9 protein-coding genes are annotated in these 14840 nt (G+C 67.9%); 6 read left to right on the forward strand and 3 right to left on the reverse strand.

Annotated features, from left to right (window positions below; all coding sequences use genetic code 11):
- Window positions 1–38: 38 nt before the first annotated feature.
- The 3 genes from MRBLMU1_RS06720 to MRBLMU1_RS06730 form a co-directional block, all read right to left on the reverse strand.
- Window positions 39–788 (reverse strand): hypothetical protein, encoded by a 750-nt coding sequence (locus tag MRBLMU1_RS06720; protein WP_363498870.1) that lies wholly within the window; start codon window positions 786–788, stop codon window positions 39–41.
- A gap of 158 nt (window positions 789–946) precedes the next feature.
- Window positions 947–3343 (reverse strand): bifunctional acetate--CoA ligase family protein/GNAT family N-acetyltransferase, encoded by a 2397-nt coding sequence (locus MRBLMU1_RS06725; protein WP_363498873.1) that lies wholly within the window; start codon window positions 3341–3343, stop codon window positions 947–949.
- Window positions 3344–3369: 26 nt separating this feature from the next.
- Window positions 3370–4359: a DUF2804 domain-containing protein gene (locus tag MRBLMU1_RS06730; RefSeq protein WP_363498876.1), complete on the reverse strand. Its 990-nt coding sequence runs from the start codon at window positions 4357–4359 to the stop codon at window positions 3370–3372.
- A 234-nt stretch (window positions 4360–4593) separates the two neighbouring features.
- On the opposite strand from MRBLMU1_RS06730, the gene MRBLMU1_RS06735 reads away from it, so the two are divergent.
- The 6 genes from MRBLMU1_RS06735 (at window position 4594) to MRBLMU1_RS06760 (ending at window position 14740) form a co-directional block, all read left to right on the forward strand.
- Window positions 4594–7239 (forward strand): diguanylate cyclase domain-containing protein, encoded by a 2646-nt coding sequence (locus tag MRBLMU1_RS06735; RefSeq protein WP_363498879.1) that lies wholly within the window; start codon window positions 4594–4596, stop codon window positions 7237–7239.
- 185 nt (window positions 7240–7424) lie between these two features.
- Window positions 7425–8654 (forward strand): exonuclease SbcCD subunit D C-terminal domain-containing protein, encoded by a 1230-nt coding sequence (locus MRBLMU1_RS06740; protein ID WP_363498882.1) that lies wholly within the window; start codon window positions 7425–7427, stop codon window positions 8652–8654.
- Window positions 8651–12499: an AAA family ATPase gene (locus MRBLMU1_RS06745; protein ID WP_363498885.1), complete on the forward strand. Its 3849-nt coding sequence runs from the start codon at window positions 8651–8653 to the stop codon at window positions 12497–12499. The genes MRBLMU1_RS06740 and MRBLMU1_RS06745 overlap by 4 nt, the downstream gene beginning before the upstream one ends.
- 291 nt (window positions 12500–12790) lie before the next feature.
- Window positions 12791–13378: a putative metalloprotease CJM1_0395 family protein gene (locus tag MRBLMU1_RS06750; RefSeq protein WP_363498888.1), complete on the forward strand. Its 588-nt coding sequence runs from the start codon at window positions 12791–12793 to the stop codon at window positions 13376–13378.
- A 66-nt stretch (window positions 13379–13444) separates the two neighbouring features.
- Window positions 13445–13654 carry a hypothetical protein gene (locus tag MRBLMU1_RS06755; RefSeq protein ID WP_008449977.1) on the forward strand — a complete coding sequence of 70 codons (210 nt, stop codon included), beginning with the start codon at window positions 13445–13447 and terminating at the stop codon, window positions 13652–13654.
- A gap of 66 nt (window positions 13655–13720) precedes the next feature.
- Complete coding sequence (locus tag MRBLMU1_RS06760; protein ID WP_363498892.1) at window positions 13721–14740, forward strand: hypothetical protein; 1020 nt, start codon at window positions 13721–13723, stop codon at window positions 14738–14740.
- Window positions 14741–14840 lie beyond the last annotated feature (100 nt).

Below are 14840 nucleotides of genomic sequence, written 5' to 3' on the forward strand. Positions count from 1 at the left end.
GCAGGGGGAATTTGCCCGGGGCGCGTGCTATTTGGCGGCTATTTCGTTATGACATCGTCCAGCGGCTGCTGCCGGGCGCCATATAAAGGGGCCGGGGGCGATCCGGCGTCGGCATCGTCGAGGTCCACCGTCGGTAACACTTGCAGGCCAGGAATGGTGATCTGGGCGTCGTCGAGCCGGGGAACGGCACGCCGGCCGGCCGCCTGGGCCGCCGCCTTGGCCTTGGCTTTGGCCGCCACGGCCGGCGGCGCCTGGTCGCCCAGCGCCACGCCGGAACGCTTCATCTCCTCCAGGTGCTTGTCGTGCATCATCAGCTGGTTGGCGATGGAGAACCAGGTCTCCCCTCCTATCAGACCGCGCGCCATGGCAAACAGTTCCTGTTCTTCTTTTTCGAGCCGCTTGAGCAGCGACGCGCAGCAGGTCTCGATGCTCTCGCACACCTGCTCGACCCGGAAGTCGCGCACGTCGGCGAAGATGCCGATGCGCTCCTGCAAGGTGCGGATGGCGGCCAGCGCGGCCTGGTTCAAATGGTTGAGCTCGTCGAGCAGCGCGTCGGCGCGCTCGGTCGTTTCGCGCAGCGCCGGGATCAGGTACATCTCGGTCTTGCGCCAATGGCAGGCCTGATACAGGCTATTGAGGTTCTCGCACGCGTATTCCAGCTGGGACAGGGTTATGCTGTTCTGCTGCATCAGCGTCGAGCGCACATACTTTTGAAACGATAACAAACTGAGGCGAACGCTGGACTGTTCCACCGACAGCGCTACCAGGGTATATGTGGCCGTTAACATTCTGACTCCCAAGACTAAAGTTGCGCCCACCCGGTTGGGCGGCAAGCGGAAGTGAAAGTGTAAATAAACCCGACACGGGCGCCTTGAGCTAGAACAAACAGGTCCCCGCGTTTTATTTCATTTGGAACAGCAAATATATATCAACCGGATAACTAACACTATCGCAAAGGCAGTTGGAGACGCACCATTCCGGGTTCGGGATGCGCCGATACCACACCACCGAATTGGCGCACCAGCTTTTGCACGCCGAGGTTCTCGGACAACGCGTCACCAACGATCTCAGCCGTACCGTGGGCGCGGAAGTAATCGACCAGCTTACCGAACAGGATATAACCCAATCCCCGCCCCTTCAAGTCGGAGCGCACGATGATGGCGAATTCAGCATGCTGATTATCGGGATCGGTGACGGCCCGCACCACGCCCAGCGTCTCCGGCAGGCCGTCGGCGCCGTTGCGGGTGGCGATGAAAGCCATCGCGCGGTCGTAGTCGATCTGCGTCAGGCGCGCCAGCTGCGCCGGCGGCAGCTCGCGCATGGCCGAGAAAAAGCGCAGCCGCACGTCGTCCGGATCGAGCGCGTGGAAGAAGGCCTGGTGCTGCGGGCCGTCCTCCGGCCGGATCGGCCGCAGCAGGATCGGGCCGCCGTCCCACGCGACCTCCTGCTCCAGTTCCTGCGGATAGGGTCGGATCGCCAACGTTGTCTTGCCGCGCGGCGGCGCGAGCCGCAGCCGCGCGCCCAGCGCCACCACGACGCCGCCGATGGCCAGCAGGGGATTGAGGTCGAGCTCGGCCAGCTCCGGCAGCTCGGTCACCATGTCGGCCACCTGCACCAGGGTGCGCACGATGGCGTCGGCATCGGCCGCCGTTTGCCCTTGCGCCAGCAGGCGCGCCACGCGCGTGCGGCCGACCATGTCGCGCGCCAGCACCATGTTCAGCGGCGGCAGGCCGGCGGCGCGGTCGGCGGCGACGTCCGCCGCGATGCCGCCCTGGCCGAAGAACACCACCGGCCCGAACACCGGATCGGCGCCGATCTGGATGCGCGCCGCCGCCAGGGTGTGACCCGACAGCGCCGCCTGCCGCGGCGTGGCCAGCGCGATGCCGTAGGCGGCCAGCAGCGCCCGCGCTTCCTCGTCCGGCAACTCGGCGCGGCCGGCCGCCAGCGCCGCCGTGACCAGCGACCGCGCCGCCGCCCGCTCAGGCGCCGAGGTGCTCGGCAGGCCGGCCGGCACCTCCATCAATAGTTCCTGGTTGCGGCGGTACTGCGCGATCTGCACGAAGCCGTGCACCGCCTTCTCGGGCGTGTCGTAGGTGGGCAGGCCGGCGTCGGCGAAGACCTGGCGCGCCGCCGTCACCGAACTGCCGCCGAGCCAGCACGACAGCACGTTCTTGCCGACCGAGCGCATCAGCGGCGCCACCGCCTCGGCGATCAGCTGGCTCGACACCATCGCCGTCGGCGCGTGCAGGAACAGCAGCGCGTCGGCCTGCGCCTCGCCCAGCAGGGCCTGGACGGCGGCCGTGTAGCGCTCGACCGGCGCGTCGGCCAGCAGGTCGACCGGATTGGTGGTCGGCGCGCCGGCCTGTGCCAGCTGCTTGAGCGACTCGGCCGACAACGGCGCCAGCCGCGCGCCTCCGCTGTCGAGCGCGTCGGCCGCGATCAATCCCAGCCCGCCGCTGTTGGTCAGCACGGCCAGCCGCTCGCCGCGCTGCGGCCGGCGCCGCGCCAGCGTTTCGACGGCGTCGAACAAGTCCTCGGTCGAATGCACGCGCAGCATGCCGGCGCGGCGGATCGCTGCGTCGAACACCAGGTCGGCGCCGGGCGCCGGATCGCGCCCGACCTTGAGCACGATGACCGGTTTGCCGCGCGCGGCCAGGCGCCCGGCAGACATGAACTTGCGCGCCGAGCTCAATTGCTCGATGCACAGCAAAATCGCGTGGGTGCCGTTGTCGGCGGCCAGATAGTCGAGCAGGTCGCCGAAGTCGACGTCGGCGCTCTCGCCCATGGCGATGCAGCGCGAGAAGCCGATGCCGCGCAGCGCGGCCCAGTCCAGCACGGCCGCCGCCAGCGCGCCCGATTGCGAAACGAAAGCGAGTTTGCCGTCGCCGGCCGGCAGGTGGTTGAAGCTGGCGTTCAGGCCCAGCGCCGGCGATTGCACGCCGATGCTGCCCGGCCCGAGGATGCGCAGCAGATGCGGCTTGGCGGCGTCCAGCATCGCCTGGCGCAGGGTGTTGGAGCGGCCGTCCGTGGCCGTCATGACGATGGCGGCCTTGGTGCCGCGCGCCCCCAGCTCGGCGATCACGCCGGGGATGCCGGCGGCCGGCGTGCAAACGATGGCCAGGTCCGGCGCCGCCGGCAAGGCCGATACCTTGGCGTAGCACGGCATGCCGCGCAGCTGCGCATATTTGGGGTTGACCGGCCAGACGGCGCCGCCGCCGGCAATGAACGCGCCTTGCACAAGATTGTCCAGGACGCGCGTGCCGATGCGCTGCGGTTTTTCCGACGCGCCGATCACGGCCACCGAGCGCGGTTGAAACAGTCGGTCGAGATTCCTGATGCTCATGGCGGGCGTTCCCAGGTTTGGTGAGGCTACCAGCGTGACGAATGATCCTCGGTCACGCCCATCATTTGCGTGACGATGCGTTTCGGCTGATCCGGCCCGCTGCGCACCCAGCCGCTGAAACTGCCGACCGGCTGTAGATAGCGGCTCGCCGCGAACAGCTTCTTCTTGTTGTCGCGGCGGGCGCCCTCCGGCGTGAAGTGCAGCTCCAGCAAATCGTCCTCGGTGAAGATATGCCATTGCGACAGCGGATCGCTGCTATCGTACAGGAAGTGCGCCGGCGCCAGCGCATGCAACTGGCCATCGAGCCACAGCGCGTTCTCGTGGCCGCGGAAATAGCCGGCCTGCAGGTTGAAGCCCATCTCCAGCGTGTGGGCCGAGGCCCAGCGCCACGCGGTCTCGCGCGCCAGCAGGCCGTTCGAATAATCGAAGCTGGCCACGCCGCCGGCCAGGTCGTAATCCTCGCGCCAGGTGCGCACCTCGCCCGTTAGCGGCATGCCGGACGACTTTTGCGTCGCGTGCACCGAACCGCGCGCCACCGGCCCGCTCGCCAGCAGCAGCGGCGAGGCGCCCGGGCCGAAGGCGGCGTCGATCTCCAGGAAGTCGCAGCGCAGCGACAATTCGTAGCGGCCCTCGCCGTCGCTGTCGATGGCGATGCGGTCGCCGCCGTGCCTGAACCAGCTGTCCCCGCCCACGTGGTCGGCCAGCCGCGCCGAGCGCCCCGGCAGGCCGTCCCGCGAAAAATTGGCCAGCATATCGCCGTCGTTGCGGTCGAAGGCGTAGGCGAACGCGGTGCTGGCCCAGCCCAGATCGACGATGGCGACCGCGCAGAACACCCGCTCGGTGCACAGCGCCACGTAGTGCCAGCGCTTGTGGTGGAAGCGCCGCCACAGGCGGCCGCGCGCGAACGGCGCGGCCAGGCGGGTCCAGTCGATGGGACCGGCCTGCCCGGCGTAGCGGCCGAACAGCGGCTGGCCGTCGGGACCGACCAGGCCGGCGGGCGCGGCGGGCAAACTCATGCGCCCCTCCGGGAGGCGGATGTGAACATCGGCTGCGTTATCAATTCAATCAAGGTTGTTCCTTCGCGTACAAGCGCGGGGCTGAGGTTAGCCGCTATTTTAATGAGGAAACCAATACCACCTGTGAACGGAATGCATTTTTTTTGGCGGCGCCGGCAGGAAACCGGATACAAAGCGCGTATTTCCGTGCAGAATATCCACTCATGGCGCCCTGTTCCCGCTACCGCTGACTCGATGACCGCACACACAGATAGCCCGACGCTCGCTTCGCTGCGCACACTGTATCGTTCGATGCTGTTGCCGGCTTTTGCGCTGCTGGTGCTCGCGCTGATGTGGTCGGCGGTGATCTACCAGGTGCGGCAGGAGAAAAAGAGCGCGCGCTTCGAGGCCGTGCTGCACAGCCAATCGCTGGCGCACACGCTGGCCGAACACGCCAACCACCTGCTGCGCCAGACCGACCACGCCACGCAGCTGTTCAAGCTCAAGTTCGAGGAGTCCGGCGGCGCGTTGCGGGTGGCCGAATTCACCGCCAACAACGGCATGCTCGACACCTTGATGCCGACCAAATTCAACCTGCCGTTCGCGCGCCTGGACGCCGCCGGCAAGGTGGTCGACCGCGGCAACGGCTATTTTCCGCCGGACCTCCACCACCAGGCCTTCTTCAAAAGCCACGCCGCCAGCGCCGAGCAACGCACCGTGGTCGCCACGCCGGTGGTCGAGCCGCGCACCAACAAATGGCAGATCCAGATCTCGCGCCGGCTCGACGGGCCGGGCGGCCGGTTCGCCGGCGTGGTGCTGGCGCTGCTCGACCCGGCCGACCTGGTCGACGACTACGACCGCGTCAACGTCGACAACGGCGGCGCGGTGATCCTGATCAGCCGCGAAAACGGCCTGGCCACCGCCCGCATCGACGAGCAGATCGTGATCGGCGACGCCATCGACTTTCGCGTGGTGCCGCGCAGCGCCACCCGCCCCGCCGACGAGTTGTTGCTCAAGCGGCCTTTCGACGCCGTCGACCGCATCTACGGCTACGCGGAGATGCCGCGCTTTCTCCTGATGGCGGCGGTGGGCAATCCCGTCCCCAGCGCCATGGCCGGTTTCGCCAAACGGCGCACGCTGTACTACGGCGCGGTGACGGTGGCGTCGCTGCTGGTGCTGGCCGTGGCCGGGCTGCTGATGCGCCAGGCGCGGCGCGTGCGCGACAGCGCCCGGCAGGTGATCGAAGCCCAGCTGCTGCTGCGCGCGGCCGCCGACGCCAGCCTCGATGCGCTGTACCTGCTCAAGGCCAGGCGCGCGCCCGGCGCCGGGGGCGAGATCACCGATTTCGTCATCGCCGACCTGAACGAACACGCCGCCGCGAGGCTGGGCTATCAAGGCCGGGACATCAAGGGCAAGCCGCTGCGCGAGGTGGCGCCCCACCTGCACAGCAGCGGCCTGGTGGAAAAATTCAAACAAGTGCTGGCCACCGGCCGGCCGCTGGAGGAGGAAGTCGAGCGCGATCGTTCCAGCCCCGGACCGTCCGGCGAGCGCTGGCTGCACCGCCAGGTCGTGGCGATCGACAACGGCGTGGCCGTGACCACCCGCGACATCACACCGCACAAGGAGGCCGAGCTGGCGATGCGCAAGAACCAGGCGGAGCTGGCCGCCGTCAACGACGCCTCGCCACTGGGCCTGATCCGCGCCGACGCCGCCGGCCACTGCACCTACGTCAACCGCACCTTCGAATTCATCACCGGCCTGCGGCGCGAGGAGGCGCTGGGCGACGCCTGGATGCGCGCGGTCCATCCAAGCGACCGCCCGGTGCTGCGGAAGGCCCTGCGGCGCATGGTCAGAACGCGGCTGCCGCACCAGGACACGTTGCGCTGCATCCACCCGGACGGCATGATGATCTGGATCTCGTTCAAGGTCGCCGCCATGGTCGTCGACGGCCAGGTGTACGGGTATGTGGGCACGGTCGACGACATCACCCATGTGCGCAAATCGGTCATGGCGCTGCGCGAGAGCGAGGCGCGGCTGCGCACCATCACCGACACGCTCCCGGCGATGGTGGCCTACGTCGACTACGAGGAGGTGTACCGCTTCCATAACGTCGCCTACGAGCGCGAATTCAAGCGGGGCGGCATGGCGGTGCTGGGCAAGACCATCCGGCAGACGATGGGCGAGGAGCGCTACGCGGTGCTGGCGCCCTACATCCAGCGCGTGCTGGCCGGCGAGGCGCTGACGTTCGAGGAAGACGACAGCAGCGGCGGCGACGAACGCACCTTCGAAGTCGCTTACATCCCGCAGCGTGACGAGGACGATGTCACGGTGATGGGCTTTCACGTCATGCGCCAGGACGTGACGGCGCAAAAGCGCGAAAAACAGCGGCTGTTCAAGCTCTCGCAGGTCGATGCGCTGACCGGCCTGACCAACCGCGCCGGCTTCCTGCAAAAGCTCGACGAGGGCATGGCCGCCCACCGCGAGGGCGGCGGCATGATGGCGGTGATGTACATGGATATCGACCGCTTCAAGCCGGTCAACGACACGTTCGGCCACAGCGTCGGCGACGCGCTGCTGAAAATATTCTCGGCGCGCCTGACCCACGCCATGCGCGCCAGCGACACCATCGCGCGGCTGGGCGGCGACGAGTTCACCGTCATCATGGAGCGCATCCAGCGCGTCGAGGACGGCACCGCGCTGGCGGCCAAGATCGTCGGCGTGATGCAGGCTCCGTTCGACTTGAGCGGGACGGTGGTGTCGGTGTCGGCCAGCATCGGACTTGCCTATTACCAAGGCGAAGACATCACCCCGGCCGAATTGCTGAACCGCGCGGACATGCTGTTGTACGAGGCCAAGCAGGCGGGCCGCAACACCTTCCGGACCGGAGCGGCGCTCGCGTAAAACCGGGACCGACCCGCACGGCCACACAGGGTCGGACCCGACGGGTCCGACCCTTAAGCGGCGGCGCCGGCGTCCCGGCAAAAGCATGCCGGTTTGACGACAACCGCCGCCAACTCATCATTTCTCAAGTCGTCCCCACCCATCTTGCGCTATATTGCTGGTTTGCTGTTTCCACTACACACTCCATGCGTCTGCTGCACACTTCCGACTGGCATCTCGGCCAATCCCTGCATAATTTCGAACGCCACTACGAACACCAGTGCTTCCTGGACTGGCTGCTCGACACCGTCGTCAGCGAGCAGGCCGACGCGCTGCTGATCGCCGGCGACATCTTCGACAACGCCAATCCGTCGTCGGCGTCGCAAAAGCAGCTGTACCGCTTCCTGCAGCGGGCGAAGGAACGCGCGCCGCACCTGAACCTGATCGTCATCGCCGGCAACCACGACTCGCCGGGACGCCTGGAGGCCCCCGGCCCGCTGCTGGAGGCCCACGGCACCCGCGTCGTCGGCGCCGTGCAGCGCGACGCCGACGGCGCCATCGACATCGAGGCCCTGGTGCTGCCGCTGACCGGCAGCGGCGGCGCGGTCGAGGCCTGGTGCCTGGCGGTGCCGTTCCTGCGGCCGGGCGACGTGCCCCGAATGCCGGCGGAAGATGGCGGCGCCGATCCCTACCTGGCCGGCATCGCCCTGCTCTACAAACAGGCGCTGGAGTTGGCCCTGGCCAAGCGCCAGGACGGCCAGGCGATCCTGGCGATGGGCCACTGCCACATGGTCGACGGCCAGATGTCCAACGACTCAGAACGCCGCATCGTCATCGGCGGCACCGAGATGCTGCCGGCCGGGATCTTCGACCCCGCCATCGTCTACGCCGCGCTGGGTCATCTGCATCTGGCGCAGGCGGTCGGCAAGCAGGATCACATCCGCTATTGCGGCAGTCCGATACCGCTGTCGTTCGCGGAGGTCGGCTACCAGCACCAGATCCTGCGCATCGACATCGACGGCGCGGCGGTCGGCGCGATCACGGCTATCCACGTCCCGCGCGCGGTGGAGCTGCTGCGAATTCCCGCCAAACCGGCGCCGCTGGCGCAGGTGCTGGAGGAACTGGCGGCGCTGGACGTGCCCGACGCCCCGCCCGACCAGCAACCCTTCCTGGAGGTGCGGGTGCGGCTCGACGCCCCGGAGCCCGGCCTGCGCTCGCGCATCGAAGCCGCGCTGGAAGGCAAGCCGGTGCGGCTGGCGAAGATCGAAACCTCCAGCGCCGCGCGCGCGTCGTCCATCGACAGCGACGTGATGACGCTCGACCAGCTGGAGCAGCTCAAGCCGGACGACATCTTCCGCCAGCTCTACCAGCAGCGCTTCGGCAACGACGCCCCGCCGGAACAACTGAGCGCGTTCGCGGAGTTGATGCTGCCATGAGGATCCTGAAAATCGGCGGCAAGAACCTGGCCTCGCTGGCCGGCGAATTCGGCGTGGACTTCGAAAGCGAGCCGCTGGCCTCGACCGGCCTGTTCGCCATCAGCGGCCCGACCGGCGCCGGCAAGAGCACGCTGCTCGACGCGCTCTGCCTGGCCTTGTACGACGCCACGCCACGCCTGCTCAAAGTCGCGGGCCGCAACTACCTCACCGACGTCGGCGCCGAAACCGTCTCCACGCAGGACACGCGCACCCTGCTGCGCCGGGGCACCGCCGAAGGCTACGCGGAGGTCGATTTCGTCGGCAACGACGGCGCCTCGTATCGCGCGCGCTGGAGCGTGCGGCGCTCGCGCACCAAGGCCGAAGGCGCTTTGCAGCCGACGGCGATGACCTTGCACCTGCTGCCGGCGCTGCAACCGATCGGCGGCACCAAGACCGAAGTGAAGGCGGAGATTGAAAAGCGCATCGGCCTGTCGTTCGAGCAGTTCACGCGCGCCGTGCTGCTGGCGCAGAACGAGTTTTCGGCCTTTCTGAAGTCCGAGGACAACGAGCGCGGCGAGCTGCTGGAGACCCTGACCGGCAGCACCATCTACACCGAGATCTCGATGCGCGCCTTCGAGCGCGCCAAGCTGGAACAACTGGCGCTGCAAAAGCTGAACGCGCGCCTGGCCGACCAGAAGCCGCTCGGCGCCGAAGAGCGCGGCGAGATCGAGGCGCAAGGCGCGGCCGCCGCAGAAACGCTGCACGGACTGGAACAGCGCAAGGCGGAGCTGGAACAGGAACTGCGCTGGCACAAGCAGGCGGAAAAACTGAAGGAAGACGAGCTGGCCGCGCGCCAGGCCAGCGAACTCGCCGCCGCCGACGTGCTGGCGTCCGCGCCACAGCGCGGCGCCCTCGCCCGCATCCTTGCCGTGCAGCCGGCGCGCCCGCTGGCCGACGACATCCGCCGCATCGACGCCGACATCGCCGCCACCCACGCCACCATCGCCGCAAGCACCCAGGCGGCGGCCGACGCCGCGCTGGAGCTGGAACGCGCCGGCGCCGCGCACGCGCAGGCCGCGACGCAACTGCTGGAGGCGGAGAACGCGCAACGCGCCGCCGCGCCGCTGCTCGACCAGGCCAAGGCGCTGGACGCGCGCATCGAAGCGATGCTGCCGGCCTACCGCCAGGCGTCCGCCGCGTGCGAAAAAGCCGATCAAGCCGATGCCGCCGCCAAATCGGCGATGCAGGCCAAGCAGGACGAGCGCCTGCGCCTGGACGCGCAGCACGCGGCCGGCGTCACCTGGCTGGGCCAGCACAAACAATGGCAAACCCTCGCGCAATCGTGGGACCGCTGGGACGTCCTGTTCGTGCAGGCCGGCCAAGCCGCGTCGCAGGCGGAAAAGCTCGGCAACGCGGTCGCCCGCGTGCAGCGCAGCGCCAAGGCACATCGCGACGAGGAGGCGGACGCCAGCGCCAAGCTGGCCACATCCAGCGCCGTGCTGCAAACGCTGGAGGCCCGGCGCCAGGATGCCGTCCAGGCGCTGGCCGCGTTCTCCGCCGAGCAGTTGCAGGCGACGCGCAGCGGCTGGGAGCAGCGCCGCGACCTGTTGGCCGGCGCCGAGAAAATATGGATAGAGTTGGAAGCGCGCCAGCAGCGCGGCGCGCAGATCGCGGCGCAATCGGCGCAACTGCGGCAGGCGATGGCGGCGGCCGAGCAGCAATTGACGGCGGCGCAGCAGGAAAACATCGCCATCCTGGCCGCTTTCTCGCAGGCCGAACGTTCGCTGAAGCTGGCGGAGGCCGCGTGCGCGGAGAACGTCGAATCGCTGCGGGCGTCGCTGGAGGACGACACGCCCTGCCCGGTGTGCGGTGCGCACGAACATCCGTACCGCCACAACGACGGACCACTGCAAGCGATGCTGGGCGGGCTACAGGATGAGGTGACGCGCTGTCGCCGGCAGATGGAGGCCAACGTCAATCAACAGGCGGCCCAACGCGCGACCGTCCAGGCCAGCCTGGAACAGCTGCAAGTACTGGCCACCGAAGGCCGTGGCGTGCAGCAGGCGCTGGAGAAAGTAAGCGCCGCGTGGAGCGCCCATGCGCTGGTGTCCGACGGCGCCTCGCAACTCCAGTTGCCGGCGGAACCCGAGCGCGCCGACTGGTTCACCTCCGAACTGGAGGCCGCCCGCACGGCCTTGCAAGCGGCCGAGCGGCAAGAACGCGCGCTGCACGCGGCCCGCAACGCCCGCGACCAGGCGCAGTCGGCCTGGGATGTGGCGTCGGCGGAGCACGCGCGTCTGCAAGGCGTGGCGTCTGGCGCGCAGACCGCGCTGGCGCTGGCCAATACCGAGTGCAAAGCGCTTGAGGACCAGCGCATCGAAGTGGCGCTGACACTGAGCGCGCTGCTGTCCGACCTGGACGCCGCCTTCAGCGGCGGCGACATCCCGAGCGACGAATGGAAGGACGACTGGAAAACCGGTCCGGCCCGATTCCACGCCGCGCGCCAGGCCGAAAGCAAGCAATGGCTGGCGCAACGCGCCGCGCACGACGAACGCGGCACCGTCATGGCGACCATCGACGTCGAACTGAAAGGCTTGAACGATGTCCTGGCCAGGACCGGCCACGACGCGCTCAGCGCACGTGAAGCCTGGAACGCCGCCGACGCCGCGCTGCGCGCCATGCAGGAGCAGCGCATGGAACTCTGGGGCGGCAAACAGGTGCGCGAAGTCGAACAGGCGCTCGTTGCCGCCATCGACAACGCCAGGTCGCAGCTGTCCAGCCGCCAGCAGGCGGTCCAGCAGGCGACGCAAACCAGAACACGGCTGGACGAGGCGCTGGCGCAAGCGGGTCACCGCCTGGCCGCGTTACGCGACGCCGCCACGGCGGCCGCTAAAAACCTGGACGACTGGCTGGCGGCATTCCAGCAGCGCCAGCCCGCCGACGACGACCACAATCCGCGCGATCTCGAACAGCTGCACGCCCTGCTGGCCCACACCACCGACGACATCGACGCCCGGCGCAACGCGCTGCAAGCCATCGACCGCGCCGCCGACAACGCCGTCACCGTTTTAAAGGAGCGTCAACGCCAGCGGGAACAGCACCAGCTGTCAGCGCCGCCAACACGCATTCCGGCGACGGTTGCGGCGGAAGACGAAACGCCCGATCCGGCCGATCCCCCCGACCTTCCCGAGTCGCCGATCGCCACACTCGCCTCCGCCCTCAATGAACTGATGGCCGAACGCAAAGCCGCGCACGACGCCGCGACCGCGCTGCAGCTGGCGTTGGCGCAGGACGACGCCAAACGCCGGCAATCGCAGGCGATGCTCGCCGAGATCGAAAAACAGGAGGCGATCGAACAGCGCTGGTCGCGCATGAGCGACTTGATAGGTTCGGCCGATGGCAAGAAGTTCCGCAACTACGCGCAGCAGTTCACGCTGGACGTGCTGCTCGGCTACGCCAACGCCCACCTGAACCACCTCGCGCGCCGCTACCAGCTGGAACGCATCAACAATCCGGCCAGCCCGTCGCTAGCACTGCTGGTGCGCGACCAGGACATGGGCGGCGAGATGCGCTCGGTGCACTCGCTGTCGGGCGGCGAATCGTTCCTGGTGTCACTGGCGCTGGCCCTGGGACTGGCGTCGCTGTCGTCGAACCGGGTGCGGGTCGAATCGCTGTTCATCGACGAAGGCTTCGGCAGCCTCGATGCGGAAACGCTGCGCGTGGCCATGGATGCGCTGGACGGCTTGCAGGCCATGGGCCGCAAGGTCGGCGTCATCTCCCACGTGCAGGAAATGACGGAGCGGATCGCCACCAAAATCCTGGTGCAGCCGTCCGCCGGCGGCCGCAGCACGATCAGCGTGATGTGAGCTTCATCGCTTGGACGGCTCCCCCCGCTCCAGTTTCAAGAGCTCCCAACCCAGCTCGCGCCGGATCTGTTTAGGATCCGGCGGCGGGCGCCGTTCCTCGATCTGACTCCGCAACCACTGTCGCACGGACTCTTTGCTCGGTTGCTTCCTGTCGTCCATGGTCTTTGCCTCTCGATGGAATGATCCCTGGTGAGTACATAACGCGACGGCGCATCCGGGTGTTGACGGCGAATTTGCAACCAATTGCGACAAATTTGCTATCATGAATGCATCAGTTCGGAAGCGACCATCATGAGCATTGGCGCCATATCAACCAGTTCCGCGATCCAGCCGGCCGAGCGCGCAGCGCCCCAGGCCAGGGAGGATGCGTCCGCGCCGGCCGCGTCCAAGACCGCCGCCAGCGGTGCCGCCTCCACCACCACGCTGACACCCGAAGCCCTGAAGCTGATCGACGAACTCAAGGCGCGCGACGCCGAAGTGCGCCAGCACGAGCAGGCGCACCTGGCGGCGGCCGGCGGCATGGCCGTTTCCGGCGCGTCCTACACCTACCAACGCGGTCCGAACGGCGTCAACTACGCTATCGGCGGCGAAGTCCAGATCGACACCTCGCCCGGCGGCACGCCCGAGGAAACCATCGCCCGCGCAGCGACGATCCAGGCGGCGGCGCTGGCGCCGGCCGGCCCGTCCGGCGCCGACCGCGCCGTGGCCGCCCAGGCGCAGCAAATGGAAACCCAGGCCCGCGCCGAGCTGGCGCAGCAGCAGTCGCAGGAGGCCACCGGCGCCACCCGGCAGCAAGATCAGGCAGGCTCATCTGAACGGATCCGCCGCGCCTATGGCGCCGAGCCCGTGTCGCAACCGGCGCTGAATGTCTATGCGTGAGTGTCCGCCGGTGCGCCGGCGACGAGTGATAAAATCCCGCCTTCGCCTCTCGCTTCCGGATCAATCATGTTAAAAGCACCACGTACCCTCACCTTCAAATGCGCCAAGTGCGCCAAGGCCGTGCAAGTCCGCCTGCAAAAAGTATCGGCCTGCTCGCACATCCAGCCGTACCTGGGCATTTGCGCGTGCGGCGAGGTCAAACACCACGCCATCGGCCAAAAAGACGCTGTCGCCTCCTACCTGGCAGCCCCGGAAGGCTGGACCCACCACCATTAATTGACGCTAGCCCTCAAGTTTTCGGCGGCACAACCGTTATATAAGTATTACCAAACGGAAACTGCCATGTCCTCTCTCTCCGCACTCGGCGCCCGTGCTTTGCCGGCGTCCTACACTGCCGCCACTCCGCAAAACGACGGCAAGACCACCGGTACGTCCGCCACGCAAAAGAGCAACAGCGCAGCGTCCTCGCCGCTTTCCCTGTCCAGCAACGCGCTGGACATGCAAAAACGTGTCGCCTCGATCGGCACCGCCACCGTCGATTTCGCCGAAGACCTGATGAACAGCTTCACCCAGGCCCTGTTCGGCGACGCCGCCAAAGGCGCGACCATCGACTTCGACTCGGCCAGCCTGGAGGCCTCGTCCAGCTACGCGCTGGGCGTGCAGCAAAGCTCGGGACCGAACGGCGCCCGCTCGCTGGCCGCCTTCAGCCTGACCGACAGTTCGCACTTCATCGGCAAAGGCACGATCACCACCGCCGACGGCCGCAAGTTCGACTTCGAGGTCGAAATCAAATACGACTACCAGCTCGACGCCGCCGCCAGCCAGACCACCGGCGGCAACGCGCCCAAGGCCGACAAGATTGGCAACAACGCCAGCGAGCGGGCCAACGACCGCGCCAGCGACAAGGCCGGCAACAAGCCGCAAGCGATCGACCTGCCGAGCGTCCAACTGCCGAACATCGACTTCGCCGGCACCCTGGCCGACCTGTTCCAGCTGATCGGCCGCGATCTGCAAACGGTGCTCTCCACCAACGGCGACGACGGCGGCCAAAACGGCGACACCGTCGACCGCAACGCGCTGCGCAGCCTCTCGCTGCGGCTGCTCAATCTGGTCGACAGCAAGGAAGCCAACACCTACACCGCGCCGACCCCGGCCGACCAGGCCAAATCGGCGGCCGCGTACGGCGGCCAGGCCGGCGCCGCCGACAAGGTGACCGGCGGCCCGTCGGGCGCCGTCGATCCGGCCATGGAAGCGGCCAAGCCGGCAGCCGATGCTGCCGCAACCGCCGCAACTGCCGATCCTGCGCCCCCGGCCACCGTCGCCGCCGATGACAACAAAAGCGCCACCACCGCCGCAAGCTGACCGCCAAGTATAATAAGCGCCTCGACACGGAAACGCCGCAGGGATGCTACGCATCCCCGGCGTTTTTTGTGCTTGTTTTTTTCCCATCATTGCCATCCGC

It is taken from the genome of Burkholderia sp. LMU1-1-1.1 (assembly GCF_040675865.1).
Classification (GTDB): Bacteria; Pseudomonadota; Gammaproteobacteria; order Burkholderiales; family Burkholderiaceae_D; genus Rugamonas.

Excerpts from the sequence above, each read along its gene's own strand:
- MRBLMU1_RS06745 (WP_363498885.1), top strand. The coding sequence starts at position 8,651 with ATGAGGATCCTGAAAATCGGCGGCAAGAACCTGGCCTCGCTGGCCGGC.
- MRBLMU1_RS06735 (WP_363498879.1), top strand. The coding sequence starts at position 4,594 with ATGACCGCACACACAGATAGCCCGACGCTCGCTTCGCTGCGCACACTG.
- MRBLMU1_RS06730 (WP_363498876.1), bottom strand. The coding sequence starts at position 4,359 with ATGAGTTTGCCCGCCGCGCCCGCCGGCCTGGTCGGTCCCGACGGCCAG.
- MRBLMU1_RS06755 (WP_008449977.1), top strand. The coding sequence starts at position 13,445 with ATGTTAAAAGCACCACGTACCCTCACCTTCAAATGCGCCAAGTGCGCC.
- MRBLMU1_RS06740 (WP_363498882.1), top strand. The coding sequence starts at position 7,425 with ATGCGTCTGCTGCACACTTCCGACTGGCATCTCGGCCAATCCCTGCAT.
- MRBLMU1_RS06720 (WP_363498870.1), bottom strand. The coding sequence starts at position 788 with ATGTTAACGGCCACATATACCCTGGTAGCGCTGTCGGTGGAACAGTCC.
- MRBLMU1_RS06760 (WP_363498892.1), top strand. The coding sequence starts at position 13,721 with ATGTCCTCTCTCTCCGCACTCGGCGCCCGTGCTTTGCCGGCGTCCTAC.
- MRBLMU1_RS06725 (WP_363498873.1), bottom strand. The coding sequence starts at position 3,343 with ATGAGCATCAGGAATCTCGACCGACTGTTTCAACCGCGCTCGGTGGCC.
- MRBLMU1_RS06750 (WP_363498888.1), top strand. The coding sequence starts at position 12,791 with ATGAGCATTGGCGCCATATCAACCAGTTCCGCGATCCAGCCGGCCGAG.